22 protein-coding genes are annotated in these 25,623 nt (G+C 74.1%); 7 read left to right on the top strand and 15 right to left on the bottom strand.

All coding sequences use genetic code 11. From position 1 onward, the window contains the following. Positions 1-176: 176 nt before the first annotated feature. From ACN27B_RS22105 to ACN27B_RS22095, 3 genes are all read right to left on the bottom strand, one after another. A complete protein-coding gene (locus tag ACN27B_RS22105; RefSeq protein ID WP_422741417.1) occupies positions 177-1,115 on the bottom strand; it encodes a hypothetical protein in 939 nt (312 codons plus the stop codon). Positions 1,116-1,397: 282 nt separating this feature from the next. Next, positions 1,398-2,033 (bottom strand): M23 family metallopeptidase, encoded by a 636-nt coding sequence (locus ACN27B_RS22100; RefSeq protein WP_422741416.1) that lies wholly within the window; start codon positions 2,031-2,033, stop codon positions 1,398-1,400. Positions 2,034-2,170: 137 nt separating this feature from the next. Beyond that, complete coding sequence (locus ACN27B_RS22095; protein WP_422741415.1) at positions 2,171-3,832, bottom strand: cellulose-binding protein; 1,662 nt, start codon at positions 3,830-3,832, stop codon at positions 2,171-2,173. A 290-nt stretch (positions 3,833-4,122) separates the two neighbouring features. On the opposite strand from ACN27B_RS22095, the gene ACN27B_RS22090 reads away from it, so the two are divergent. Together ACN27B_RS22090 and ACN27B_RS22085 are read left to right on the top strand one after the other, a co-directional pair. Beyond that, positions 4,123-4,479, top strand: a complete 357-nt coding sequence (locus ACN27B_RS22090; protein WP_422741414.1) for an SCP2 sterol-binding domain-containing protein — start codon at positions 4,123-4,125, stop codon at positions 4,477-4,479. Between the two features lie 5 nt (positions 4,480-4,484). Beyond that, on the top strand, positions 4,485-6,533 hold the full coding sequence (locus ACN27B_RS22085; protein WP_422746037.1) for a glycogen debranching N-terminal domain-containing protein: 2,049 nt from the start codon (positions 4,485-4,487) through the stop codon (positions 6,531-6,533). A gap of 43 nt (positions 6,534-6,576) precedes the next feature. On the opposite strand, the gene ACN27B_RS22080 is transcribed toward ACN27B_RS22085, so the two are convergent. Genes ACN27B_RS22080 through ACN27B_RS22070 form a run of 3 tightly spaced genes read right to left on the bottom strand, consistent with a single transcriptional unit; the run spans position 6,577 to position 8,735 of the window. Then, on the bottom strand, positions 6,577-6,780 hold the full coding sequence (locus tag ACN27B_RS22080) for a helix-hairpin-helix domain-containing protein (protein ID WP_422741413.1): 204 nt from the start codon (positions 6,778-6,780) through the stop codon (positions 6,577-6,579). A 36-nt stretch (positions 6,781-6,816) separates the two neighbouring features. After that, positions 6,817-7,485 carry a response regulator gene (locus tag ACN27B_RS22075; RefSeq protein ID WP_422741412.1) on the bottom strand — a complete coding sequence of 223 codons (669 nt, stop codon included), beginning with the start codon at positions 7,483-7,485 and terminating at the stop codon, positions 6,817-6,819. Then, the gene (locus tag ACN27B_RS22070) at positions 7,482-8,735 is read right to left on the bottom strand and encodes a sensor histidine kinase (protein ID WP_422741411.1); all 1,254 of its coding nucleotides are present in this window, start codon (positions 8,733-8,735) and stop codon (positions 7,482-7,484) included. The genes ACN27B_RS22075 and ACN27B_RS22070 overlap by 4 nt, the downstream gene beginning before the upstream one ends. Before the next feature lie 187 nt (positions 8,736-8,922). Between ACN27B_RS22070 and ACN27B_RS22065 the strand changes: the two genes are divergently transcribed. Both ACN27B_RS22065 and ACN27B_RS22060 read left to right on the top strand, forming a co-directional pair. After that, complete coding sequence (locus tag ACN27B_RS22065; RefSeq protein WP_099161426.1) at positions 8,923-9,597, top strand: ABC transporter ATP-binding protein; 675 nt, start codon at positions 8,923-8,925, stop codon at positions 9,595-9,597. Further along, entirely contained in the window at positions 9,594-11,891 is a 2,298-nt protein-coding gene (locus tag ACN27B_RS22060; RefSeq protein WP_099161427.1) for an FtsX-like permease family protein, read from the top strand. Before ACN27B_RS22065 ends, ACN27B_RS22060 begins: the two co-directional genes overlap by 4 nt. A 35-nt stretch (positions 11,892-11,926) precedes the next feature. On the opposite strand, the gene ACN27B_RS22055 is transcribed toward ACN27B_RS22060, so the two are convergent. Together ACN27B_RS22055 and ACN27B_RS22050 are read right to left on the bottom strand one after the other, a co-directional pair. Beyond that, positions 11,927-13,396 (bottom strand): hypothetical protein, encoded by a 1,470-nt coding sequence (locus ACN27B_RS22055; RefSeq protein WP_422741410.1) that lies wholly within the window; start codon positions 13,394-13,396, stop codon positions 11,927-11,929. Between the two features lie 155 nt (positions 13,397-13,551). Further along, on the bottom strand, positions 13,552-14,379 hold the full coding sequence (locus tag ACN27B_RS22050) for an SAM-dependent methyltransferase (protein ID WP_355524865.1): 828 nt from the start codon (positions 14,377-14,379) through the stop codon (positions 13,552-13,554). Positions 14,380-14,479: 100 nt separating this feature from the next. Here ACN27B_RS22050 and ACN27B_RS22045 point away from each other — a divergent pair, with 100 nt between their 5' ends. Both ACN27B_RS22045 and ACN27B_RS22040 read left to right on the top strand, forming a co-directional pair. Continuing rightward, positions 14,480-14,929, top strand: a complete 450-nt coding sequence (locus tag ACN27B_RS22045) for a DUF421 domain-containing protein (RefSeq protein ID WP_422741409.1) — start codon at positions 14,480-14,482, stop codon at positions 14,927-14,929. Between the two features lie 76 nt (positions 14,930-15,005). Beyond that, on the top strand, positions 15,006-15,305 hold the full coding sequence (locus ACN27B_RS22040; RefSeq protein ID WP_422741408.1) for a hypothetical protein: 300 nt from the start codon (positions 15,006-15,008) through the stop codon (positions 15,303-15,305). On the opposite strand, the gene ACN27B_RS22035 is transcribed toward ACN27B_RS22040, so the two are convergent. Then, positions 15,306-16,319, bottom strand: a complete 1,014-nt coding sequence (locus ACN27B_RS22035) for an SDR family oxidoreductase (protein ID WP_422741407.1) — start codon at positions 16,317-16,319, stop codon at positions 15,306-15,308. Positions 16,320-16,470: 151 nt separating this feature from the next. On the opposite strand from ACN27B_RS22035, the gene ACN27B_RS22030 reads away from it, so the two are divergent. Continuing rightward, positions 16,471-18,228 carry a glycoside hydrolase family 15 protein gene (locus ACN27B_RS22030; RefSeq protein ID WP_422741406.1) on the top strand — a complete coding sequence of 586 codons (1,758 nt, stop codon included), beginning with the start codon at positions 16,471-16,473 and terminating at the stop codon, positions 18,226-18,228. Between the two features lie 6 nt (positions 18,229-18,234). On the opposite strand, the gene ACN27B_RS22025 is transcribed toward ACN27B_RS22030, so the two are convergent. The 6 genes from ACN27B_RS22025 to ACN27B_RS22000 all read right to left on the bottom strand — a co-directional run bounded on the left by ACN27B_RS22025 (position 18,235) and on the right by ACN27B_RS22000 (position 25,611). Then, positions 18,235-18,675, bottom strand: a complete 441-nt coding sequence (locus ACN27B_RS22025) for a PPC domain-containing DNA-binding protein (protein ID WP_098745225.1) — start codon at positions 18,673-18,675, stop codon at positions 18,235-18,237. Next, a complete protein-coding gene (locus ACN27B_RS22020; RefSeq protein ID WP_422741405.1) occupies positions 18,672-19,040 on the bottom strand; it encodes a hypothetical protein in 369 nt (122 codons plus the stop codon). The genes ACN27B_RS22025 and ACN27B_RS22020 overlap by 4 nt, the downstream gene beginning before the upstream one ends. A gap of 1 nt (position 19,041) precedes the next feature. Then, positions 19,042-20,130 carry an enolase C-terminal domain-like protein gene (locus tag ACN27B_RS22015; RefSeq protein ID WP_099164640.1) on the bottom strand — a complete coding sequence of 363 codons (1,089 nt, stop codon included), beginning with the start codon at positions 20,128-20,130 and terminating at the stop codon, positions 19,042-19,044. Further along, positions 20,127-23,204: an FAD-binding and (Fe-S)-binding domain-containing protein gene (locus ACN27B_RS22010; RefSeq protein WP_422741404.1), complete on the bottom strand. Its 3,078-nt coding sequence runs from the start codon at positions 23,202-23,204 to the stop codon at positions 20,127-20,129. The genes ACN27B_RS22015 and ACN27B_RS22010 overlap by 4 nt, the downstream gene beginning before the upstream one ends. Next, a complete protein-coding gene (locus ACN27B_RS22005; protein ID WP_422741403.1) occupies positions 23,201-24,967 on the bottom strand; it encodes a thiamine pyrophosphate-dependent enzyme in 1,767 nt (588 codons plus the stop codon). Before ACN27B_RS22005 ends, ACN27B_RS22010 begins: the two co-directional genes overlap by 4 nt. A 152-nt stretch (positions 24,968-25,119) precedes the next feature. Further along, positions 25,120-25,611 (bottom strand): DUF421 domain-containing protein, encoded by a 492-nt coding sequence (locus ACN27B_RS22000; protein WP_099161436.1) that lies wholly within the window; start codon positions 25,609-25,611, stop codon positions 25,120-25,122. Positions 25,612-25,623: the final 12 nt, after the last annotated feature.

Raw genomic sequence — 25,623 nt, 5'->3', positions numbered from 1 at the left:
GGCCAAGGCAGGACTCCACGGTCAGACGGTCAGGGGTCCGGAGCGTGGAAGCTGCGCGCACTGTCACTCCTCGTCGTGGTCGTCGTGGCCGAACTCGCGGCCCGCCCGGTACGGCGGCGAGCAGTCTCCAGGTTGGCACGACCGGCCCGCCGCCGCCACCGGAATCGGTCCCCGGGTCATCGCGCGGCGGCCACCCGGAGCGTGCGCCGCGCCGTCCTGAGCTCACCGGCGCTGGGCCAGGGGTAGATGGTGACGCGGTTGCCGAGCGCGGCCAGTCGGGCGGCGGCGCCGGGCAGGTCACCGGCGAGCCGCAGGACGTACGAGAAGCTGCACTCCGCCTGGACCCAACCGTGCACCGGCCGGTAGTCCGGGTGCCCGACCGAACGGGCCACGGCGCCGCGGATCTCGTGGAGCACGGCCGGCGACCGCAGGTGCGCGATGCCCGACTCGTACGCGAACTCCAGGTGGGCGTCGGCGACGGCCGCCGCGTTGAGCGATCCGGGCGGCGCCGTCTCGGCGCAGTGCCGGGCGAAGCCGAGCAACCGGTCCAGCGAGCCGCCCCACTTCGGACACAGCTGCTGGACGTGGGTGAGCTGGGCGAAGAACGGATCCGGCCGGGCCTTCGCGGCGCGCTCGTACCGACGGTTCGCCTCCGCCTGCCCCATCTCGAGGCCCCGGGCGGTGCGCAGCCGCGCCGTCCACGCGGCGATGTTGCCCGGCTCCTCCGCGGTCACCTCGCCGAGCACCCGCTCGGCCTCGTGCAGGATCTGGTGGAAGGACGCGAACTGGCCGCGGCTGGTGTAGCGGGCGCGCGCCGACCCCCGGGCCTGCCACGCCAGCCACACCAGCCGGGCGCCGAGCAGCGTTCCGGCCAGGGTGGACTCGGCCGGTCCGCCTCCCGCCACGCGCAGGAACGTCTCCACGCCCCTCGTCTCGGCGACCATCGCGGTGGCGACCGTCGGGTCGTCGTGCTCCGGCAAGCGGTCGAAGAAGGCGACGACGGCCGGCCAGTCCCTGGCGCGCAGCGCCCGCCGCAGCGGCGCCAGATCGGCGTAGTGGTCGACGAGGTCGTAGCTCGGCACCCCGAGCAGTGAAGGGATCTTGGGGAGACGCACGCCGGAGAGCATAGGAGCAGACGGCCTACCGCCGGGTACACCGATCGGGCCGGGAACCGGATCGAACCGAACCTCCGATCCATCCCCGGACGTTCGGCCGGACCGCTGTCGCGACTGTCCGACGGCGGAACGACCCATCGAGATGTGGATGCCAGTGCGGAGCCCGCCCTCGGCTACGGCCTGAAGACGGCCGAAGGATTCGAGCGCACACACCTCGGCCCGATCGGGAGGTCCCGCAGCGACCACCCGCGGTGAGCCCGCATACGCGCCGATCCGGTCGGATCAGCGCCGGGTCGGGGGGCAGTTCGCGCTGGTGAGCCGGACCGTGTACGCGCGGTCGTCGGAGGTGATGCCGGACGGCACGCCGTCGAAGTGGGTCTCCACCTTCTCCCAGCCCCGACGCTGCTCGTAGTGCAGGTGCGGCGCGCCGGAGTTCCCGGTGCTGCCGACCCGGCCGAGCTGGTCGCCCCGGGCCACCCGCTGGCCGGCCCGCACCGACGGCGGTTCGAGCAGGTGCAGATACTGCGTCTCCCACCGTCCGCCATGATCGATCTTGACCCAGTAACCGCCGCCCCGCCCCCTCGGCCCGTCCGGGTCCTGCGGGGTACGACCGCCCAGGGAGCCGTTGATCCCCGCCACGGTGACCGTGCCGGCGGCGGACGCCAGCACCGGGCGGCCCCACGCCTCACCCGTGGTCGGGAACAGGTCGACGTCGTAGTCGTCGTGCCCGGGATAGGTGGACAACCGCCACGTCTCGCCGCAGGCCACCGGCAGGTGGAAGGCCGGCCGTGGACCCGCCCGCAGCAGTGGCACCACGACCACCGCGGCGGCGACCAGCGCCGCGAGCACGCCGACGACCGACGCGACGCGGACCGCGCGGCGGCGCGGGCGGGAGTCGTACGGTCGCTCGGCGGTCATCAAGGCGAGCATGTCACGCGTGAGCACGGTCGTCGCCGCTCCCCCACCCGCCGTCGCGGCCGGTCGACCGGTCTCGGGCCGGACCGCCGTCCGACGCCGGCGTCACCGCGGCGGTGACGCCGGCGTCGTCGGCCCGGTCAGGGGGTGACCACCCGGCCGCCGAACGTCACGACCAGGCGGCCGTCGGCCGCGAAGGACCAGCCCAGGGCTCCGGTGTACGAGGAGCACCGGGATCCGTTGGTGCCGGACCAGAACTGGTTCGAGCTGTCGGAGTTGCCGACGATCCGGTCGTTCGAGCCGCCGTCGCAGGAGGTGTTGTTCCGGAACACCGAGGAGCCGCCGTCGAAGGTGAAGTTGCGCTCGGTGTTGTCGATGCTGGCGTTGTTCGACACCGTCATCGCGCCGAGGTTGCGGTTGTAGGTGAACCCGTGCTGGCCGTTGCGGTAGGCGATGTTGCCCCGGACGGTGTGGTTCACCCCGATGTCCTCGCCGCCGAGCTTGAAGCCGTTGCGGTCGCCGTTGCCGGCCTGGCCGCCGTTGCTCAGGGTGCCGTTGTCGTAGGCGAGGGAGGACTCGATGGTCACCGGGCCGATCGCCCCGGTGTCGCTCTTGGTGTAGAGGTCGTAGCCGTCGTCGATGTTGTGGTGGGACACGGTGTAGCGGAAGACGTTCCCCGGGCCGACGGTGAGCTTCGGGGCGAACCCGTCGGCGTCCTCGCCGTCGGAGTCGACGTTGTCGTGCGACTCGGTGCTGACGACGAGGTTGTTCGAGGGCCACTGGTCGCGGGGGGCGTTGGCCACCAGTCGGGACAGTTGCAGCCCCGAGTCCCGGTTGTGGCGGGTCACCACCCGCTCGATGATGTTGTTGTTGCCGGCGAGCAGGATGCCGTTGTCCCCGGCCCGTTCGACGACGAGGCCGCGGAGGTGCCAGTACGACCCGCCGATCTGCAGGCCACGGTTCGCCGGGTCCTCGCTCTGGGCCGAGAAGTTCAGGACCGGGGTCTCACCCGGGTAGGCGAAGATGTTCTTGCGCGCGCTCGACGTGCCGTTGTTGCCCTGGCCGATGGTGACGGTCTGCGCGTAGCGGTAGGTGCCGCCGCGCAGCCAGATCGTGCCGCCGGCGGCGATCCGGCCGATCGCGGAGGTGAGCGTCGTCGGGTTCGCCTGCGTGCCGGCCGCGCCGTCGGTGCCGGTCGGCGCCACGTACAGCGCGCCGCTCGACGGTGGCGGCGTGCTCGGCGGCGGGGTGGTCGGCCCACCGGTGGGCGGCGGGGTGCTCGGCGGCGGGGTGGTCGCCCCGGGGGCGTACGTCTCGAACTCGGCGACCCTCGGCGTCCCGGTCGCGCTGGTGATCTCGAAATTGATCTTTCGGAGGGAGGTGGCGGCGAACGTGACGGCCCCGGCGCCGGCGCCACTGGCCAGGACGGCCCCGGTGTCGTTGTTGACGACCCGCCAGGAGCCGATCACCCCGACCGCGCCGGCCGCCTCCCGGACGGCGACCGAGGCCACCGTGGTGGCGGAGCCCCACTTGACCGAGATGCGCCCGGTCGTGCCGACCGGCGACCAGTAGGTGCCGAGGTCGCCGTCCACCACATTGCCGTAACTGGTGCCGGCAGCCTTGCTGGAGCCGTCGGCGCCGGCTCCGATACTGAGATTCGTGGCATTGGCGGTGATCGATGTTGAATTCGCTGCGTCGAGCGCGCCCGACGCGTACGTCATCGGCAGCACCGCGGCGACCGCGGCGGTGGCCGCGGCGGCGGTGAAGCCGGCAAGAAATCTGTGTCGCACTACGCTTCTCACTACGTCTCCTCGGGAGTCGACACGGCCCGGACCTGCGCACGGTCCGGTGCCGCGCATGGCTTCGCGCGCGCACCCTCGGCCCTGATCAAGAACCGAAACATCGATGAAACACAGGCTAAGAAAGCGCTTACCGCCAAGGCAACAGTTGAGATGTGCAGGTTTGTTGCACCGCAATCCACCCGCGTCCGGCTTCCGCCGCGCGGCGAGCTTCCCGGAGCAGCAGGCCGGCGTTAGCGCCGCCACCAGGCGGGTAGGCGACGACCCCGCAGAGTGGCAGCGAGGAGGCACGGGTGACGTCGATCGACGCCTTCTTCGACCGTCTGCGCCGCGACGGCGCGGACGACCGTCTCGTCCGGGTCAGCGGCAGCGTGCGGTTCGACATCAGGGGAGAGCGGGGTCTGCGCCACTGGCGGCTCGACATCGACCGCGGGCGGCTGCGGGTCACCGAGGACGACGGCCCCGCCTCGGCAGTGATCAGGATGTCCGAGCAGACGGCCGAGGCGCTGGTGACAGGAGAGATGAACGGACTGGCGGCGATCAACCGGGGGGAGATCATGGTCGACGGGGACCTCGCGCTGGCACTGCGGCTCGGGCGACTGCTACCCGCGCCGGCGGCGAACGGCCGGCACGGTGGAGGCGGCGCGTGAGGGACGTGCCCGGCACGGTGTCGTGCATCGACGGCAACACCTTCGTCGTGTCCGACAGCAGTGGGGACATCGAGGCGTCGTCGGCCGCGCCGGTGGGTCTGTTCGCCGCCGACACGCGGTACCTGTCGCGCTGGGTGCTCACCGTCGACGGCGAGCGGATGACCGCCCTCTCCGTGGACGACAGCCAGTACTTCGAGGTGGCGTTCTTCCTCGTGCCCGGCGGCCGGATGGACTACGTCGAGGCCGACGTGTCCGCGATCCGACGACGCCGCATCGGCGCCGACCTCGTGGAGGTCGTCACCGTCTTCAACTACGGCGAGTCTGATCTGGACCTGTCCGTCCGTCTCGAGGTGGACGCCGACTTCGCCGACATCTTCGAGATCAAGTTCGACGTCGGCACGAAGGTGGGCGAGCGCTACGCCCACGCCGCGCCGGACGAACTGCGGCTGGGCTACCGTCGGGGCACCTTCCAGCGGGAGATCGTCCTCACGGCCAGTGAACCGGCGACCTTCACACCGGAACACCTCCACTTCCCGATCCGGCTGGCCGCCGGATCCAGTTGGACCGTCGAGATACGGGCCGAGATGAGGGCGCTGCGGCCCGACGGCGTCGACCTGCGGTCCGGGCCCCGGGCCCTCCGGCCCGACGCGTCCACCCTGCCGGACAGCGCACGGGCCTGGGTGTCGGCGGCGCCGACGCTGGACACCGACAGCCCGGTGTTGCGACAGGTCTACGAGCGCAGCCTGGTGGACCTGGCCGCGTTGCGGTTCGCGCCGCTCTCGCTCGGCGGCGCCACCGTTCCCGCCGCCGGGCTGCCCTGGTTCATGACCCTCTTCGGCCGGGACAGTCTGCTGACCTGCCTCCAGACGCTACCGTTCACGCCGTCCCTGGCACCGACGACCCTGCGGATCCTCGCCTCGCTGCAAGGGGCGCGCACCGACGACGTGCTGGAGGAGGATCCCGGTCGGATCCTGCACGAACTGCGGTACGGCGAGTCCGCGGCCTTCGAGGAACAACCGCACTCGCCGTACTACGGGACCGTGGACGCCACCCCGCTCTTCCTGGTCCTGCTCGACGAGTACGAGCGGTGGAGCGGTGACGCGGCCCTGGTGTGCGAGCTGGAACAGGAGGCGCGCGCCGCCCTCGACTGGCTGGACCACCACGCCGACCTGACCGGCACCGGCTACGTCTCGTACGAACGCCGCAACCGGTCCACGGGCCTGGACAACCAGTGCTGGAAGGACTCCTGGGACAGCGTCTCCTACGCCGACGGCCGGCTGCCGGGCTTCCCCAGAGCGACCTGTGAGACCCAGGGCTACGCCTACGACGCCAAGATCCGCACAGCCCGGCTGGCGCGCACCTTCTGGGGCGACCCAGCCCTGGCCGAGCGACTGGAGGGCGAGGCGGCGGCGTTGTACGACCGGTTCAACCGGGACTTCTGGTTGGCCGATCGCGGCTACTACGCGCTGGCGCTCGACGGCGACGGCACTCCGGTGGACAGCCTGTCCTCCAACATCGGGCACCTCCTGTGGAGCGGCATCGTCCCACCGGAGCGCGCCGGACGCGTCGCCGAACACCTGATGAGTCCGGCGCTGTTCTCCGGCTGGGGCGTCCGTACGCTGGCCGAGGGGCAGCGCCGCTACAACCCGCTCGGCTACCACACCGGCACCGTCTGGCCCTTCGACAACTCCTTCATCGCCTGGGGCCTGCGCCGCTACGGCCTGACCGACGAGGCGGGGCGCATCGCCGAGGGCATCATCCAGGCGGCGGGCTACTTCGAGGGCCGGCTGCCCGAGGCGTTCGGCGGTTTCGACCGCCGGACCACCCGGTACCCGGTCCGCTACCCGACCGCCGGCAGTCCGCAGGCCTGGTCCAGCGGCGCGTCGCTGCTCCTCATCCGGACGATGCTCGGTCTGGAGCCGCACGAGGACCACCTCGCCACCACTCCGGCGCTCCCGCCCGCCTTCGAACGGATCACCCTGCTCGACATCCCCGGCCGGTGGGGCCGGCTCGACGCGTTCGCGCGCCACCGGCCGGATCGTGCCGAGTCGTGACCGGGCAGCGCCGGCCCGGAACCTTCAGACGTCGCGTCGCGTCCTAGCCCAGACTCAGGTTGTGCTGCTCGAGCGCGTGCTGGATGGTCCGTAGCGCCTTCGGCCCCATGCCGTGCAGCGTGGCCAACTCCGCGCGCGGCACCCCGGCGAGCTGACGCAGAGCCGTGTAACCGGCGTTGTTCAACGCGCGCGTCGCCGGCGCACCGATCTTCGGCAGCGTGTCCAGGGGAGAACTCACGCTCTCCATCATGGCCGACGACGAGGCCACGTACGCGTTCCTGGTTCAGTCGTCCGGCGAACCCGGGCTGACCAGGCCCGTCTCGTAGGCGACCACCACGGCCTGGACCCGGTCGCGCAGACCGAGCTTGGCGAGGATCCGGGCGACGTGGGTCTTCACGGTCGCCTCGGACAGGTGCAGCGCGCCCGCGAGTTCGGCGTTGCTCAGACCACCGGCGAGCAGGCGCAGGACCTCCGTCTCGCGGGGGGTCAGCGTGGCCAGATCGCGGTGCACGGTCGCCGTGTGCGGATCCGGGCGGGCGAAGCGGCGCACCAGGCGGCGGGTGATGGCGGGCGCGAGCAGCGCGTCACCGTCCTGCACCATCCGTACGGCCGCGACCAGGTGCTCCGGCGTCACGTCCTTGAGCAGGAATCCGCTGGCGCCGGCCGCGAGCGCGGCGTAGACGTACTGGTCCAGGTCGAAGGTGGTGAGGATGATGATCCTCGGCGCCGCGGCGGCCCCGGTGAGGATGCGGCGGGTGGCCTCCAGCCCGTCGAGCTCCGGCATGCGCACGTCCATCAGCACGACGTCGGGCCGGGTCCGCCGGACCGCGTCCACCGCCTCCGCGCCGGTTGCCGCCTCGGCCACCACGTCCACCCCGCCGGCGGCGAGGATCATGCGGAACCCGGTGCGCACCAGCGCCTGGTCGTCGGCGACCACCACCCGCACCGTCATGTCGCCTCCCACGGGATCAGGGCCTCGACCTGGTAGCCGGCGCCCGGCCGGGCCCCGGAGCGTAGCGTCCCGCCGTAGACGGCGAGCCGCTCCCGCAGCCCGATCAGGCCACGCCCACCCGTCGGGCCGGTCACGGCCGGGATGTCGGGCTCGGTGTTGCCGACCTCGATCCGCAGGTTCTGCGGCGCGTACTCGACGACGACCGTGCCGGCGGCGCCGGGCGCGTGCCGGACCATGTTGGTCAACGCCTCCTGCACCACCCGGTAGGCCGTCAGGCCGACGCCGGAGGTGACCGGCCGCCGCTGGCCGGAAATGGTCAGGCGCACCGGCACACCGGCGTCACGCACGCGTTCGATCAGCTCGGGCAGCCCTTCGATCCCGGGCTGGGGGTCCTCCGGGTCACCCGGTTCGGGCTGTGCCAGCAGGCCCATCACGTGCCGCAGCTCGGTCAGCGCGGACCGGCCGGTCGACTCGACGGCGAGCAGCGCCTCCCGCGCCTGATCCGGTGCGGCGGCGAGCACCGTGCGGGCTGCGCCGGCCTGGATGACCATCACGCTCACATGATGGGTCACGACGTCGTGCAGTTCGCGGGCGATGCGGGCCCGCTCACCGGCCACCGCGTCGCGCAACGCCTCCTCGTGGGCGCGGGCCTCGGCGGTGAGCCGCTGCTGGTCCTCACCCGCGCGGCGTCGCCACACGTGGTGACCACCGGCGGCGGCCACCAGCGGAGCCAGCAGGACGAACGGCAGACGGTCCGCCGGCACCGGGACGAGCATCAGCTCCCGCAGGGCCATGGCGAGCAGCGCGGCCACCGGGACCGACGCCAACGCCGGCAGCCGGTACGGGCTGTGCGCCGCCGCGCTGTAGACGGCGACAAGGCAGGTCAGCAACACACACGGGAACAGGTTCTGCTGCCGGGCCCCGTCCGTCTCCAGCACCAGTGACGCGGCGGCCATCGTCGCCCAGAGCACCGCGAGCGGATACCTGCGACGCAGCACCAGCGGCGCACACATGACGAAGACCAGCAGCAGCGCCCCGAGACTCGATCCGGGCTCCGCCGGCCGCACCTCCGGCAGGGTCCCCAGCGGCGGCAACGGCGGCGGCAGCGGCGGCGGAACTCCGGCGTCGTCCGTGGCGGCCTGGAAGCACACGAGCCCGAGCACCGCCGCCAGCGCGGCGTCGAGCAGCAGCGCCCGCCAACCCGGCCGCGGCAGCGGTCCCGTCGCCACGATGCCCCTCACACGCGACATTCTCGCCGCCGCGTGCCGTTTCCGGCATCAGCCACGGTGTGCAGGGCGACTACATCGCAGGGATGACCCGGGGCGAAGATCCCACCCCGGCGGTACGGCCGATGCGTCGCCGGACCGATGCCCGAGCCTCGGACCCGCCCCTAACGTCACGACGTCCGTACGACCGGCCTGACCCGAGGGGCGACACATGACCGAACCGGTGATCCAGCTGCGCGGGGTGACCCGCCGCTACGGCGAGGGCCCGCCGGCGCTGCGGGACGTGTCGCTGACCGTCCACCCCGGCGAGTCCGTCGCCGTGCTCGGACCGTCCGGCAGCGGGAAGTCGACGCTGCTCAACCTGCTCGCCGGGCTGGACCGGCCGGACGCGGGCACGGTGGCCGTCGCCGGAACGCGCCTGGAGAGCCTCGGTGAGGCCGCCACGGCCCGTTTCCGGCGCGCACACGTGGGCCTGGTCTTCCAGTTCTTCAACCTGCTCGACGACCTGACCGTCCTGGACAACGTGCTGCTGCCCGCCCAGCTGGCCGGCGCCCCGGCCCGCGCGTCCCGCGACCACGCGGCCCGCCTGCTGGACTCGCTCGGCATCACCCGGCACGCGCACACGTATCCGGGACGGCTCTCCGGCGGCGAGCGCCAGCGCGTCGCCGTCGCCCGCGCCCTGATCAACCGTCCCGCGCTCCTGCTGGCCGACGAGCCGACCGGCGCGTTGGACACCGCCTCCGGCGAGGACGTGCGGCACCTGCTCGACGAGCTGCACCACAGCGGCCAGACGATCGTGCTCGTCACCCACGACCTGCGGCTGGCGCAGGCGTGCGCCAGCCGCACCGTCCGGCTGCGCGACGGCCGGGTCGAGGGGGACGCGTGAACGGCCTCGGTCGGGTCGTCCGGTCCGGCCTACGGCGTCGCCGGGTGCAGACCGCCGTCATCGGGCTCGTCACGGCGGCCGCGGTCACCGCGACGGTGCTCGGCGCCGGGCTGCTGGTCGCGTCGGCGGCGCCCTTCGACGACGCGTTCGCGACCCAGCGGGGAGCCCACCTGACCGTGCGGGCGAATCCCGGCGCGGTGACCGAGACGCAGCTCGCCGCCTCGGCCTCGGCGACCGGCGTGGTCGCCGCCGCCGGACCGTACCGGGTGCTGGTGGTCACCTTCACGGATCGCGGCGGGATGCGGCTGCCCCCGCTGAGCGTCGTCGCCCGCGCCGACCCTGCCGGCCCGGTCGACCGGGTCGAGCTGGCCGACGGACGGTGGCCGGCCCGCCCGGACGAGATCGTGCTGGCCGGCGGCGCCGTCCGCCTTCCGCCCGGCTCCCATCTGGCCACGCCCGCCGGCGCCGACTTCACCGTGGTCGGTACGGCGCGGTCGGTCAGCGACACCGCCGGCGCCTGGGTCCTGCCGTCCGCCGTCGATGTGCTGGACGGGCCGGGGACGGCAGGCGGCTACCAGATGCTCTACCGGTTCGCCGACGCGCGCACCGCGGCGGAGGTCGGGACCGGCCGCGACGCCGTGGTCGCCACGTTGCCGTCCGACGCGGTCGCCGGCACCCGGTCCTGGTTGGACGTGCGACAGCACGCCGTCGAGGACGCGGCCGTCTTCGTACCGTTCCTCGTCGCGTTCGCGCTGCTCGGCATCGTGATGGCCACGCTGGTGGTCGGCACGGTGGTCGCCGGGACGGTCGGCGCGGCCACCCGCCGCATCGGCATCCTCAAGGCGCTCGGCTGCACGCCCGCCGGCGTCGTCCGCGCCTACGTCGCCCAGGCGCTGGTGCCGGCCACCGTCGGCACCGTCGCCGGAACCGTCACCGGCAACCTGGTCGCGCTGCCGGTGCTGGCCGAGACCGAGCAGCTCTACGGCTCGGCCGACGCCACGATCGCCTGGTGGGTGACCGCCCTGGCCGCCGCCGGGGTGCTGACCGTGGTGGCGGTGACCGCGTGGGCGGCCGCGTTGCGGGCCGGCCGGCTGCGCACCGTCGACGCCATCGCGGTCGGACGGGCGTCCGGCCCCGCGCGGGGTCGGTGGGCGTCACGCGTGGCGGCGCGGCTGCCGGTGGCCAGGCCGGTGGGCCTCGGGCTGGCCCGCCCGTTCACCAGACCGGTGGCCACGGTCGCGATCCTGCTGGCCGTCGCGACGGGCACGGCGGCGGTGACGTTCGCGACCGGACTCGGCGCGTCGCTGCTGCGCATCCAGACCGCCCTCGACCAGAACGTCGCGGACGTCACGGTGGGCGGCGACCGCGCCGCAGGACCCGGCGCCCCGCTCACCGCCGACCCCGCGGCGGTGCTGGCGGCGATCGACGCCCAGCGGGACACCCGGGCCAGGTACGGCCTCGCCCAGGCACCGGGCACGGTGGTGGGCATCTCCGAGCCGGTCTCCGTCACCGCGATCACCGGGGACGCGACGTGGGACGGCTTCGAGATGGTGTCGGGACGCTGGTTCACCGCGCCCGGCGAGGCCGTCGCCAGCGGTCCCCTGCTGACGGCGACCGGAGCCCGGATCGGCGACACCGTCACGGTCCACGTCGAGGGCACCTCGGCGCGCCTGCGCATCGTCGGCGAGGTCTTCGAGTCCACCATGGCCGTGTTCGCCGACACCACCGCGTTCGCCGATCGGAAGCCGGCCGAGTACCGGATCGCCCTCACCCCGGGCACCGACGCCGGCGACTACGCGCAGCGGCTGACCGCTGCGCTCGCCGCGCAGGCCCTGACCGCACAGCCGACCGGCCTGGAGACCGACCCGCTCCTGGTGGTCGTGGAGGGACTGACCGCCACGCTGACCCTGCTGCTCCTCGCGGTGGCCGCGCTCGGTGTGCTCAACATGCTCGTCCTCGACCTGCGCGACCGGGTCCACGACCTCGGCGTCCACAAGGCACTCGGCATGACGCCGGGCCAGACGATCGCGATGGTGGTCGCGTCCGTCGCCGGGGTGGGGCTGCTCGGCGGGCTGCTCGGCGTACCCGCCGGCATGGCGATGCAACGGCTCGTCGTCCCCGCCATGGCCGCCAGCGGCGGGCTGCGCCTGCCGGAGACGCTGCTCGACGTGTACGGGCCGGTCCTCCTGACGGCGTTGGCGTTGGGCGGGCCGGTGACGGCCCTGCTCGGAGCGCTGCTGCCGGCCGGATGGGCGGCCCGGACCCGGACGGCGACGGCGCTGCGCACCGAGTAGCGGGATCGTCCAGGATCGGGGCCCCGCGACGCGGGTCAGCCGAGGCCGGGCCAGGCGGCGAGGTAGCCGCCGCCGGCGCCGAGGGACGGACCGGGCCCGCGCCAGAAGCCGGCCCGGTCCACCTGCGCCGCCGCCGCCGCGACGCCGCCGGCCACGGCCACCCCGCGCACCACGCCGGCGCCGCCGTCGGTGAACACCACCCAGGTCAGCCGCCGCCGCAGGTCGGCGGAGAGCACCAGCACCCAGGCGTCACCACCGGCGTACGGGGCCAGCCGCCGGCCGCCGAGCGTCACCTGGGCGCGGCCGGCGATCTGGTAAGCGGACACCCCGCCGGCGTAGATCCGACCGGACTCGTCGGCGGTGACCGCGAGCGGCGTGATGGTGTTGCCCCGGTCGCCCTTGCTGTCGATGCGGCTGATCACCACCTGACCGGCGAGCTGGCGTCCCGAGGCGGGATCGAGGCGCGCGAGGTAGGTGTAGTGCGCGTTTCCGGTGTTGCTGGCCCGGCTGAAGTCGTCGGTGACCACGTTCGGCGCGGGCCGCCCCACGTCGGCGGCCGAGCGCGCGAAGACCGTGTTCCCGCCGGCGGTCTCGCCGGCCACGTACAACCGCCCGTCCCGGCCCATCGCCACGCGGTCGGCGCGGCTGTCCGCGCACAGGTCACCCAGCCGGTCCACGGGATGGTCGTACGCACGCCAACGCAGCGCGCCCCGCCGGTCGTAGGCGTGCACGTACGCGATCTGCACCGGCACGCACCGCGCGCCGCCGGTCTGCCGGAAACCGCTGACGAAGACCAGGCCGCTGCGGTCGTCCACGGCGACGTCGCTGACCGTGCGGCCGTCCAGCGCGACCCGGGCCAGCGTCGCGCCGCCCAGGTCGTACACCGTGACGGTGGAACCGCTCAGGGCCGCGACCGTGCCGGCGGAGCCGACCGCGACCCGGCTGGCCGGCCCGCCGCGCTGCCAGCGCGCCCGCCCGGCGGCCGCGTCCAGCAGCACGGCGCCGCGGTCGGTCGCCACGGCGATCTCCCCGCCGCCGCGGCGTACCTCCAGGTCCTCGACCGCGCCGGCCAGCCGGACGGTACGCAGCAGCCGGCGGCCGGTGCCGTCGAGCAGCAGCAGCGCGCCGGCGCCACCCCGGCCGATCGTCGTCGTCGGCCCGCCCGGCAGGCCGGTGAACCGCCCACCGACCACGATCTGGCACGCCGGGGTCACGTCCACGGCGGTCGCCGTGCCGCCGGCGCGCCCCAGGTAGGACCCGGCGGTGGGGCTGAGCCGGTTCGACGACCGGGGCGCCGACCCGGGCCGCGGGCAGTCGACCGGCGCGGGTCCCAGCCCGGCCCGGCCGGCGGACGGGGTCGAGGGCGGGGCGACGCGGTCCGTGCTGACCGTCGTGGGCGCAGCCGCGCCGGTGCGCGCCGGAGGGTCCGCGCCGCACCCGGACGCCAGCAGCACCAGGACGACGCCGACCGCCGTCCGTCGTCGGGACTGGGAGATCGCGCGCACGCCACTTCCTCCATCGGCCGCGGCACCACGTCGGACGCTCCGGCGGCGACGCGCAGAGTAGCAATCCTCCCGATGGCGGGTCCGGGCCGGCATTCGGCGAGTCTCGTCGCGGTCCGTTCCGCCAGAGGCGAGGGCACCGGCGACGTCGCGAGCGCCTACGGCTTGCGGGCGAGCAGTCCGACGAAGGTGTGGTAGGTGTCGGTCTGCTTCGGCGCGGGCGTGCCCGGATCCGGACGCCACTCGGCCAACGGCACCAGCCCCGGCTCCAGCAGCGTCAACCCGTCGGCGAAGGAGAGGATCTCCTCGTCGGTCCGCCACCGGCCGGTGCCCAGCGACTCGTTGAAGACCCGCTCGACCTCGCGGGCCTTCCGGGAGCCCTCCGGGTCCCGCTCACCCGGGTCACGGAAGTGCGAGATCGCCACGTAGCTGCCGGACGGCAGCGCGTCGATCAACTCCGCCGACACGGCTCGCGGCTCCTCGTCGTCGCCGAGATGGTGCAGGATCGCGAAGAGCAACAACCCGATCGGCCGGTCGAAGTCGAGAAATCGGCGGACGTCCGGATCGCCGAGGATCTCCTGCGGACGTCGGATGTCGGCCTGGATCACCGTCGTCGTGCCCTCCGCGGCGAGCAGGGCCCGCCCGTGCGCCAGGACGATCGGGTCGTTGTCCACGTAGACCACCCGGGCGCTCGGGTCGTGCGCGGTGGCGACCTCGTGCACGTTGCCCTGGGTGGGCAGCCCGGACCCGACGTCCAGGAACTGGTCGATGCCGGCCTCGCTGACGAGGAAGCGCACCACGCGGCGCAGGAAGGCCCGGTTCGCCTGACCGGCGGCGGGCCCGTCCGGCGTGATCCGCAGGGCGTGCTCGGCGACCTGCCGGTCGACCTCGAAGTTGTCCTTGCCGCCCAGGAAGTAGTCGTACACCCGGGCCACGCTGGGAACGGTGCGGTCGATTCCGGGGGGTGCGGCCTTGTCTGCGGTCAATGGCCTCTCCATCCGATTCTGGTCAGCGCACGGGGTGCTGAGGGCTGCTCCGGGCTTCGTCCCGGAGTCTAGCGACCGGACGATGTGGATCGTCGCCCCGTTGGTATCGCTCCCAGCCGTCGCCACGCCCACGGTCAACGCGTTCGACTTCGTGGTCACGGTGGCTCTGGGCTCGACGCTGGCCACGATCCTGCTGTCCCGGGACGTCTCCCTGGCCGAGGGGATCCTCGCGCTGGCCCTGCTGGTCGCCCTGCAGTACGCCGCCGCGCTGCTGGCGGTCCGCTGGCCACCGTCGCAGCGGCTGCTCAAGGCCCGACCGACCCTGCTGCTGCGGGACGGACAACTCCGGTACGAGACCATGCGCAGCGTCCGGGTGGCGGAGAGCGAGATCCGGCAGGCCGCGCGTAGCCAGGGCACCGGCGACCTCGGTGACCTCGCCGCCGTGGTGCTGGAGACCGACGGGAGCCTCAGCGTCATCACCCGCGGCCGGTTCGGCGACGGCAGCAGCCTCGCCGACGTGCCCGGCGCGTCGCCGCGGCCCGGCGGTTGACCGTTCGTTTCGGCGGATGCCGCGGGGAACGCCGAGACCATGCGCAGACGGACAGGGCGGGCGCGATGAGGAGTTGGTGTTCCGGCCGCTGCCGGGGTTGGGGCGGGCGGAAACCCCGGTCCGGGGGCTGTATCCGGGCAGTGCCGGCGCGCACCCCGGCGGCGGGGTGCACGGCGGGCCGGGGGCGAACGCGGCGAAGGCGGCGCTGCTGCACGCCGGCGGCGGCCGGTTGCGGGCCGCGGCGGTACGCGCGGCGGTCCGCCGGATCAGCACCGCGCCGGACCGTGGCCTGCTGCCCCCGCCGGTGGCCGACCTGCCCGACGCCTCCGATCGGGGTGGCCCGGTCGGTGGCCCCGGGACGACCGGCGACGGCTGATCAGGCGCGGCGCCAGGCGAGGACGCCGGCGGCCGTCCCGAGCACGCCGGCGGCCACGCTCACCCGGTGTCGGGAGAGCCAGGCCTGCGGGCTGTGGCCGTGCGCCCGGGAGGAGAAGTCGCCCCGCGCGCCGTAGTCGTGACGGCCGGGCCCGTCGAGGGGGTGCCAGAGGTTGTTCGGCCGGTCGTGATCGGCGGGGCGGCCGGTCTGCTGGGACCGGTAGCCGGTGCGGGCCAGGTAGCGGTCCAGCAGCCCGGGTGCGACGCGGTTGCCGAGGATGGTCAGCACGGTGGAGGTCCCGACCCAGTACTCGCGCCGCCGGGGTCGGTCCGCGGCGCCGACGATCGCGCGGGCGGCCACCTCCGGCTCGTAGATCGGCGGCACCGGCTCGGCGTGCCGGGGCAGTCGGGACAGCAGCCAGTCGAACTGCGGGGTGTTCACCGCCGGCAGGTGCACCATGGTCACCCTGACGTTGCTGCGCTCGTGCAGCAGCTCGCAGCGCAGCGACTCGGTGAATCCGACGATCGCGTGTTTCGCCCCGCAGTAGGCCGCCTGCAGCGGGATGCCCCGGTAGGCCAGCGCGGACCCGACCTGGACGATGGTGCCCCGGTCGCGGGGGGTCATGTGGGACAGCGCGACGCGGGTGCCGTGCACGTAGCCGAGGTAGGTGACCTCCATGGCGCGGCGGAACTCCTCCGGCCGGGTCTGCTGGAACGGCGCGAAGACGGAGCTGAACGCGTCGTTGATCCACAGGTCGATGGGGCCCAGCTCCGCCTCGATCCGCCGGCCGGCGTCGACGACCTGGTCGTAATCGGCCATGTCGATCTCGATCGGCAGGGCCCGGCTGCCGGCGGCGCGTACCTCCGCGGCGGCGGCGTCGAGCCCCACGCGCCCGCGGGCCAGCAGCGCGATGGCGATACCGCGCCGGGCCAGCAGCCGTACCGTGGCCCGGCCGACTCCCGCGCTGGCTCCGGTCACGACCGCCACCTGGATGTCCTGCCGCCGCATGCCCATCTCGCCTCCTGTCGTCGGGTCCTGCTGCCCGCACTACCCGCGGCCGGGCGACCCAGTCGCCTCGGCGCGTCTGATTCGCGCGGCCCCGACGTGTCGGCGCGGGACGATCGGGTACCGCACGCCACGGACGCCGAGGGGAGGGACGACAGCCATGGACCAGCCAGCCACCGGCACCACGCCGGCGGTGCTGCGGGACTACGCGCTGCTCGCCGACGGGCACCGGGGCGCGCTCATCGGCCCCGGCGGGGACGTCGCGTGGCTGTGCGCGCCCGGCTGGTCCGACCCGGCGGTGTTCAGCGCGCTACTCGGCGGGGCGGGCCGGTACCTGGTCGCGCCGGCGGCGGACCGGTTCGTCTGGGGCGGGCACTACGAGCCGGGCTCGCTGATCTGGCGCAGCCGGTGGGTCACCGGCGACGGGATCGTGGAGTCCCGGGAGGCGCTGGTCTTCCCCGGGGAGGCGGGCCGGTTGGTGCTGTTGCGCCAGGTTCGCGCGTTGCAGCAGCCGGCGCGGGTGCGGGTGGTGCTGGACCCGCGGGCCGGCTTCGGCCGGGAGCCGGTGCGGGACGTGACCCGGGACGGCGAGCGGTGGTCGGCCCGTACCGGTGGGCTGCACCTGCGGTTGCAGGGCGGTGGCCGGTTGCGCCGCGACCGGCAGGGCTTCCTGGCCGGTGAGCTGACGGTCCCGGCGGGTGGCCGGCACGACCTGGTGCTGGAGCTGGCGGCCGGCCCGCTCGACCAGCCGTGCGAGGCCCCCGGGGAGCTGTGGCGCACCACCGAGCACCACTGGGCGTCGGTGGTCCCGACGCTGTCCGGGCCGGCCGCCCGGGACGCCACGCTTGCCTACGCGGTGCTGCGCGGGATGACCCGCCCGGGTGGCGGCATGGTCGCCGCCACCACCACCGCACTGCCGGAGCGGGCGATGGCGGGGCGCAACTACGACTACCGGTACGCGTGGATCCGCGACCAGTCCTTCGCCGGTCAGGCCGCCGCGCTGGTCGGGCGGTACGACCTGCTCGACGACGCCGTCGCGTTCCTGACCGGTCGGGTGCTCGCCGACGGGGACGGGCTCGCGCCGGCGTACACGGTCGGCGGCGATCCCGTGCCGCGGGAGCAGCCGTTGGACGGCCTGCCCGGATATCCGGGCGCGAGTGCCCGCACCGGCAACTGGGTACGCGGCCAGTTCCAGCTCGACGCGTTCGGCGAGGTCCTGATGGTGCTGGCGGCCGCGCAGCGCCACGACCGGCTCGACAGCGACGGCCGGCGCGCGATGCGGGTGGCCGCCGAGGTGATCGAGCGGCGCTGGGCGGAGCCGGACGCCGGGATCTGGGAGCTGCCGCCCCGGCAGTGGACGCACTCGAAGCTGACCTGCGTGGCCGGGCTGCGGGCGGCGGCGCGGGCCGCGACGGCTCGCCCGGCCGCGCGCTGGTCGGCGTTGGCCGACCGGATCCTGGCCGACGCCGCTGCGCACGGGTTGGCAGGGGACGGGCACTGGCGCCGCGCGTACGACGACGACCGGGTCGACGCCGCGCTGCTGCTGCCGGGCATCCGCGGGGCGCTTCCGCCGCAGGACCCGCGCACCGCCCGGACCCACCAGGCGGTCGTCGCGGACCTGGCCCAGGACGGCTATCTCTACCGGTTCCGTCCGGACCGTCGGCCGCTCGGCGACGCCGAGGGCGCGTTCCTGCTGTGCGGGTTCGCCGCCGCGTTGGCCGCGTGGCAGGCGGGCGACGCGGTGGGCGCCAACCGGTGGTTCGAACGCAACCGGGCCGCCTGCGGCCCCCCGGGCCTCTACACCGAGGAGTACGACGTGCGGCAACGCCAGCTCCGCGGCAACCTGCCCCAGGGGTTCGTGCACGCGCTGATGTTGGAGACCGCGGTGACGCTCGGCCAGGTCGACCCCTGCCGCTGACCGGGTCTACCGGCCGGCACCGGCGATGAGCGCCAGCCCGGTCTCCGGGTCGACCCGCTTGGCCAGTTCCGGGGCGACCTCCGTGACGATCACCTCCAGCGTCGGCCACACCCGGGCCCAGAGCAGGTGCCCGCCCACCGTGCTGCCGTCGGATCGGCCGAGCACCGCGTGCACGTGCAGGGCCGGCTCGCCGTCCCGGGCGGCCACGTCCCCGACCAGCGACAGCACCTCCACCTGCTCGCGGACCGGGATGTGCCGGTAGTCGCCCTGCTCCCGGTCGAACCAGCCGACCTCGGCCTCCCGGAAGCCGCCCACGGCGGTGACCCGTCCGGCGCGCAGGTCGTGCCGGCGCAGCGCGTCGCCGAGCGCGGTCACCGGTTCGTCGCCCTTGTCGCAGACGACGACCAGCACCCGTCCGGTCGGCTGGTGCAGTTCCTCGGCCCTCATGACACCTCCTCGTGTCGTGCCGTGGTCGCGCCCAGCACCGCCCAGACGGCGGCGACGGCGGTGTCGGCCAGCGCGGCGTGCCGTTGCCGCCGATCGACGGCGGCGAGGGCGAGCGTGCTGAGGGCGTGGACGGCGTCGACCGCCGCGCCGGCGAGGAACGTTCCGGGTGCGGGCCGGCGCACGGTGACAGCGGCCTGGACCAGGTGCCGGGCGCCGAGTACCCGAAGCGTCGCCAGGGCGGCGGGGGTGGCCGGTCCGACCGGCCGCAGCAGGGCGCCGGGAGCGACCAGCAGCAGAGCGCCCCAGGCCACGCGGCCGGTCAGTGCCGCGCGTCGCAGCGCTCGTCCCGGCGGTCGACCTGTCATGTCAGGCCACCCGGAACCGCTGGGCCTGCTCGGCGCGGAACGCCAACCCGTTGCCCGGCCGGTCGAGCTGCACCGGCACCGCGCCGCCGGTCGGCGACTGCGCCCCGTCGAAGAGCATCGCCTCGATGCGGACGTGGTCGTGGAACCACTCCAGATGCCGCAGGTTCGGTGTGGCGGCGGCGACCGGCAGATGCTGGTGCGGCGCGCAGTGCCCGGACACCTGGATCCCGGCGGCGTCCGCCACCGCCGCCGCGCGGAGGAACTCGCTGATGCCGCCGCACCGGGTGACGTCGATCTGAAGGCAGTCGACGTACGGGGCCATCCGGTGGAAGTAGACCAGGTCGTAGCCGTACTCCCCCGCCGTCACGTCGGCCGCGACCCGGTCGCGGACCAGGGCGAGGCCGGGTAGGTCGTCGGAGCTGACCGGCTCCTCGTACCAGCGCACGTCCAGGTCCGCGGCGGCGTGCGCGACGCGGACCGCCTGTTTGCGCTGGTAGGCGCCGTTGGCGTCGACGAACAGCTCCGCGTCGTCGCCGATGGTGCGGCGCGCCTGCCGCATCCGGTCCAGGTCGCGCTCCACCGCGGTGCCGCAGGACTCCCCTATCTTGATCTTCACGCGGGGGATGCCCTGTTCGTGCACCCAGCCGGCGAGCTGCCGGTGCTGCCGCTGGGCGTCGTAGGTGGTGAAGCCACCACTGCCGTAGACCGGCACCTCCCGGCGGGCGGCGCCGAGCAGCCGGGCCAGCGACAGCCCGTGGCGGCGCGCCTTCAGGTCCCACACCGCGCAGTCGGCGGCCGACAGGGCGAGCCCGGCGACGCCGGGGCGGCCGGCGTTGCGCAGCCGGCGGCGCATCCGGTCCCAGGCCGCCGGCACGTCGTCCGGGTCGAGGTCGGTGAGCACCGGCGCGAGCAGGTCCGCCACCACCGCGACCACGGCGGTCGGGCCGTAGGTCCAGCCGATCCCGGTGTGCCCGTCGGCCCGCGCCCGGACCAGCACCAGCGTGGTGGCGGTCCAGGCGAGGGTGCCGTCGCCCTCCGGGGCGTCGGTGGGGATCCGGTACGCCTCGGCGGTGAGACTGACGCCGGTCACCGCGACCACCGGCGCGCCAACGCGGCCGCCGCGGCCAGCCCGGCGGTCGCCACCAGACCGGCCGTCGCCCAGCGGGTGATCGGGCCGGGCGGTCGGGGCCGGTCACCCCAGCCCTGTTCCGGGCGCCGGGGAACGGTGTCGTTGTGCATGGCCGCCCGCAGCAGCTCGGCCAGGTGGAGCGCGGAACGGCCGGCGGAGGCGCTCTGCTCGACCTGGGTACGGCAGCTGAATCCGTCCGCGAGGATCACGTCCGTGTCGGCGGCCTCCCGGACTGCGGGGAGCAGCACCCGTTCCGCGCACGCCTCGGACACCTCGTGGTGGCCCTGCTCGAAGCCGAAGTTGCCGGCCAGGCCGCAGCAGCCGGAGTCGAGGAACTCGGCGTCGACGCCGGCAGCGGACAGCACGGCCTGGTCGGCGGCGGTGCCGAGGATCGCGTGGTGGTGGCAGTGGGTCTGGATCAGGGCGTGCGCGTCCAGGCGGGGTGGCTGCCAGCCAGGGCTGTGGTCGTGCAGCAGCTCGGCGAGCGTGACGGTCTGCTCCCGTAGGCGGGTGACGTCGTCGTCGGCCGGGAACAGCTCGTGGGCGTCGCTGCGGAACACCGCTGTGCAGCTCGGTTCCAGCCCCACCACCCGGGTGCCGGCGCGCAGGTGGGGACGGAGCGCGTCGACGCTGCGCCGCAGCACCCGCTTGGCGACGTCGAGCTGACCGGTGGAGATCCAGGTCAGCCCGCAGCACACCGGGCCGTCCGGCACGCGTACCCGCCAGCCGGCGGCCTCCAGCACCTCGACCGCCGCCCGCGCCACGGCCGGATGGAAGTGGTTGGTGAAGGTGTCCGGCCAGAGCACGACCTCGCCCCGGGCGCCGTCGCCGGTCGGGGTGCGCCGGGCGAACCAGTGCTGGAACGACTCCGCCGCGAACAGCGGGATGTCCCGGCGCCGGTCGATCCCGCCGACGACCTTGGCCAGGCGGCCGAGCCCGGGTGCGTGCGCGAGGGCGTTGACCGTGCGGGGCAGCCGGGCGGCGACGGTCGCCACCAGCGGCAGCCAGCCCATCGAGTAGTGCGCGCGGGGGCGCAGCCGGCCGGCGTAGTGGTGGGACAGGAACTCGGCCTTGTAGGTGGCCATGTCCACGTTAACCGGGCAGTCGGCCTTGCAGCCCTTGCAGGCCAGGCAGAGGTCGAGCGCGTCGCGCACCGCGTCGGAGCGCCAGCCGTCGCCGATGGCGCCGCCGCGAGCGGCGCCGTCGAGCATCTCGAACAGCAGCCGGGAGCGGCCCCGGGTCGAGTGCTCCTCCTCCCGGGTGACCATGTAGGACGGGCACATCACCCCGCCGGAGTGCCGCCGGCACTTGCCGACGCCCACGCACCGCAGCACCGCGTCGCCGAAGCTGCCCCCGTCGTCCGGGTAGGCGAAGGTGGTCGACACGCCGCCGTGGTCGTAGTCGACGCCGAGGCGCAGGTGGCTGTCGAGCGGGTAGGGCGGCATGACCTTGCCGGGGTTCATCCGGTCGTCCGGGTCGAAGATCGCCTTGACCTGGCCGAACGCCCGGATCAGCCGTTCGCCGTACATCTTCGGCAGCAGCTCGCCGCGGGCCTGCCCGTCGCCGTGCTCGCCGGAGAACGACCCGCCGTAGGAGACCACGAGGTCGGCGGCGCGTTCGACGAAGGAGCGGAAGTCGCGGACCCCGTCGGCGGTGCGCAGTTGGAACGGGATCCGGGTGTGCACGCAGCCCTGCCCGAAGTGCCCGTAGAGCGAGGCCTGCTGGTAGCCGTACTCGCGGTAGAGCGCCTGCAGGTCGCGCAGGTAGTCGCCGAGCCGGTCCGGGGCGACCGCGGAGTCCTCCCAGCCGGGCCAGGTGTTCTCGGAGTCGGGCACGTGGGCGGTGGCGCCGAGCGCGGACTCGCGGACCCCCCACATCCGTTTCTCGTCGGCCGGGTCGGCGAACTCGTGCACGCGCGGCCCACCGTCGCGACGGACGGCGGCGATCAGCCGGTCGGCGGCGGCCCGAGCCTGGTCGGGTGTGTCGCCGCCGAGCTGCACCATCAGCCACGCGCCGCCCTCGGGCAGCTCGTGCAGCGCGTGCGGGTGCAGGTTCTTGCGCCGCTCGAAGCTGACCAGCTTGTCGTCGATGCCCTCCAGCGCGATCGGTTGGTGTTCCAGGATCCGCGGCACGTCGTCACCGGCCGCGGCGATGTCCGGGTAGCTGAGGAACACCATCGCGTCGGCCTTGACCCGGGGGACCAGTTTCAGCCGGGCGCGCAGCACGGTGACCAGCGTGCCCTCGGAGCCGACGAGGGCCTGGGCGACGTGGAAGTTCTTCTCCGGCAGCAGGCTGTCCAGGTTGTAGCCGGAGACCCGGCGGGGGATGTGCGGGTAGCGGGTGCGGATGTCGGCCAGGTACTCGTCGCGCAGCGCCCGTAGCCGCCGGTAGATCTCGGCCTTGCGGCCGCCGTCGCGCTGGATGCGGGCGTACTCCTCGTCGCTGGTCTCCCCCACCCACATCCGGGTGCCGTCGTACAGCAGCACCTCCAGTTCGACGATGTTGTCGACCACCTTGCCGGTGCGCTGCGCGGTGGCGCCGCAGGAGTTGTTGCCGATCATGCCGCCGAGCGTGCAGTGGTTGTGCGTCGCCGGGCGCGGCCCGTACTCCAGGCCGGTCGGTTCGAGTCGGGCGTTCAGTTCGTCCAGCACGATGCCGGGTTCGACCAGGCAGGTGCCGGCCCGCTGGTCGACCTCCAGCAGTCGGTGGCAGTACTTGGACCAGTCGAGGATCACCGCGGTGTTGGTGCACTCGCCGGCCAGGCTGGTGCCGCCGCCGCGCGAGGTCAGCGGCGCGCCGTGGCGGCGGCAGACGGCCACCGCGGCCACCGCCGCCTCCACGGTGCGGGGCACCACCACCCCGAGCGGCACCTGGCGGTAGTTGGAGGCGTCGGTGGAGTACGCGGCGCGGGAGCCGGCGTCGAAGCGGACCTCGCCGTCGACCTCCGCCCGCAGGTCGGCGGCGAGCGCGGTCAGGTCGACGTCGCGGGTCGGCTCGGGTGGACGCAGGACCGGGTCGGGGAGCACCTCGGTCATGAGCGCAGCTCGTTGATCTTGTCGCGGGCGACGGACGCCACGGTGGCGACCTTGTGCGGTTGACCGCGCAGGAACGCCTCGGTGAAGTGTTTCGCCTGGTCGTATTTGATCTTGCCGGGCATCGGCGGCTCGTTCGGGTTCACGTCGCAGTCGACGAGCGCCGGCCCGGGGTGCGCGAGAGCCTCCCGGATCGCGCCCGGCAGCGCCTTCGCGTCGGTCACCTTCACGCCGAACGCGCCGCAGCCGCGCGCCCAGGTGGAGAAGTCCGCCTCCGGCTGCCGGTGCCGCACCGCGTACTCGGGGTAGCCGAGGATGATCTGCTCCCAGAGGATCTGCCCGTACGAGTTGTTGTTGTTGACCACCACCTTGATCGGCAGGTCGTGCCGGACCGCGGTGAGGAACTCGGCCATCAGCATCGCGAACCCGCCGTCACCGACGAACGCGATCACCTGCCGCCCCGGGTAGGCGTGCTGCATGGCGATGGCGTACGGCAGGCCGGGCGCCATCGTGGCCAGGTTGCCCGACAGGTAGAACTCGCGGTCGCCGCGGATCGTCCAGTGCCGCGCCGACCAGGTGGCGATGGTTCCCGAGTCGCAGGTGAGGATCGCGTCGTCGGCGGCGGCGGAGTCGACGCAGCCCATCAGGTACTGCGGCGCGATCGGCGACCGCTCCGGGTCCACCAGGCTGCCCATCTCCGACCGCCAGTCGTTCATCTTGCCCTGGTACTTCTCCAGGAACGACCGGTCCGGGGCGTGGTCCAGCATCGGCAGCAGGTCCCGCAGCGCCAGGCGGGCATCGGCGCAGACCGGGGCCTCGACCGGCAGCCGCATGCCGATCAGGCTCGGGTCGGCGTCGATCTGCACCACCTTCGCCTGCCCCGGGCCGGGCAGGTACTTCCCGTACGGGAAGGAGGTGCCCACCATCAGCAGCGTGTCGCACTCCTCCATCAGTTCCTCGCTCGGCGCGGTGCCGAGCAGGCCGAGCCCGCCCGTGGTCAGCGGGTGGTCGTCGGGCACCACCAGCTTGCCGGGCAACGTCTTGACGATCGGGCTGGCCAGGGCCTCGGCCACCGCCAACACCTCCTCGCGGGCGCCCCGTGCGCCGACGCCGACCAGCATGGCGACCTTCCGGCCGGCCCGGAGCACCTCGGCCGCCCTCGCCAGCTCCCGCGGGTCGGCCGGCAGCCGGGGGTACGACACCGTGGCGGCGCTCATCGGCGGCTTGCCCGGGCTCACGTGCCGGTACGGGTCGTCGGAGGCCGGCGCCACCTGCACGTCGTTCGGGAAGGTCAGGTGCGCCACGGTCCGCTTGCTCATCGCGTCGCGGATCGCCAGGTCCACCACCGCGGGCATCTGCTGCGGGTTGGTCACCATCAGGTTGTACGAGGCGACGTCCTGGTAGAGCTGGGTGGTGTGCACCTCCTGCTGGTAGTGCGAGCCCAGCACCGACGTCTCCTGCATGCCGGTGAGCGCCAGCACCGGCACGTGGTCGAGTTTGGCGTCGTAGAGCCCGTTGAGCAGATGGATCGCCCCCGGCCCGGAGGTGGCGCAGCAGACCCCCAGCCGGCCGGTGGCCTTGGCGTAGCCGGTGGCCATGAACGCGGCGGCCTCCTCGTGGTGCACCAGCACGAACCGCAGCTTCTCCCGCTGCCGGCGGAATCCCTCCATCAGGCCGTTGATGCCGTCACCGGGCAGGCCGAACACGGTGTCGACCCCCCACTCCACCAGGCGGCGGGCCAGGCTCTCGCCCACGATCTCCTGCACGTCGTCCTCCTCTTCCGGGGTTCACCCGTCCTTGTCCGCGTCAGCGGGGTTTCACCTGCCCCACCGGACAGTGCGGACCAGGGCGGACGGGGCGGCGGCTACCCGGCCTCCCGGACCGCAAACCCACCAGGGTGACCGGTTCCGGGCCGCCGTCACCCGCGCCCGGTGTCCCCGGGCAGCACGGACAGCCGTCCCCGCCCCTCCAGCACGGCGAGGTGCACGGCGTCGACCTCGCCCACCCCGTGCTCGCGCAGCAGTCCGTCCAGGTCGGCCCGGGTCAGGCCGGCGCGGTGCAGGTTGCCGGTGAGCACCCGTCCCTGGGCGACCACCACCACCGGCCCCTTCTCGATCAGCCGCCGGCCGGTGGGCCGCAGACGCACCCAGGTGATCAGCGCGTGGGCGGCCAGGATGGCCACCAGCGTCACCGCGCCGGACAGGTAGCTGGCGTCCGGCGCGCTGGGCAGCCGCCCGACGACCGCGCCCACCGCGACGGCCGCCACGAAGTCGTACGCGGACAGCTCCGCGAGGGTCCGGCGTCCGCCGAGGCGCATCGCGAACACGGCGGTCAGGTAGAGCAGGAACGCCTTCACCCCTACCCAGACCAGCCAGCCCGGGTGGCCGACGAGTGCGGTGACGGCGTCCATCCCCGACCGCCG

This window comes from Micromonospora sp. WMMD754 (genome assembly GCF_049315235.1).
Lineage (GTDB): Bacteria > Actinomycetota > Actinomycetes > Mycobacteriales > Micromonosporaceae > Micromonospora > Micromonospora sediminicola.
This window is presented reverse-complemented; position numbering and strand designations above follow the sequence as displayed.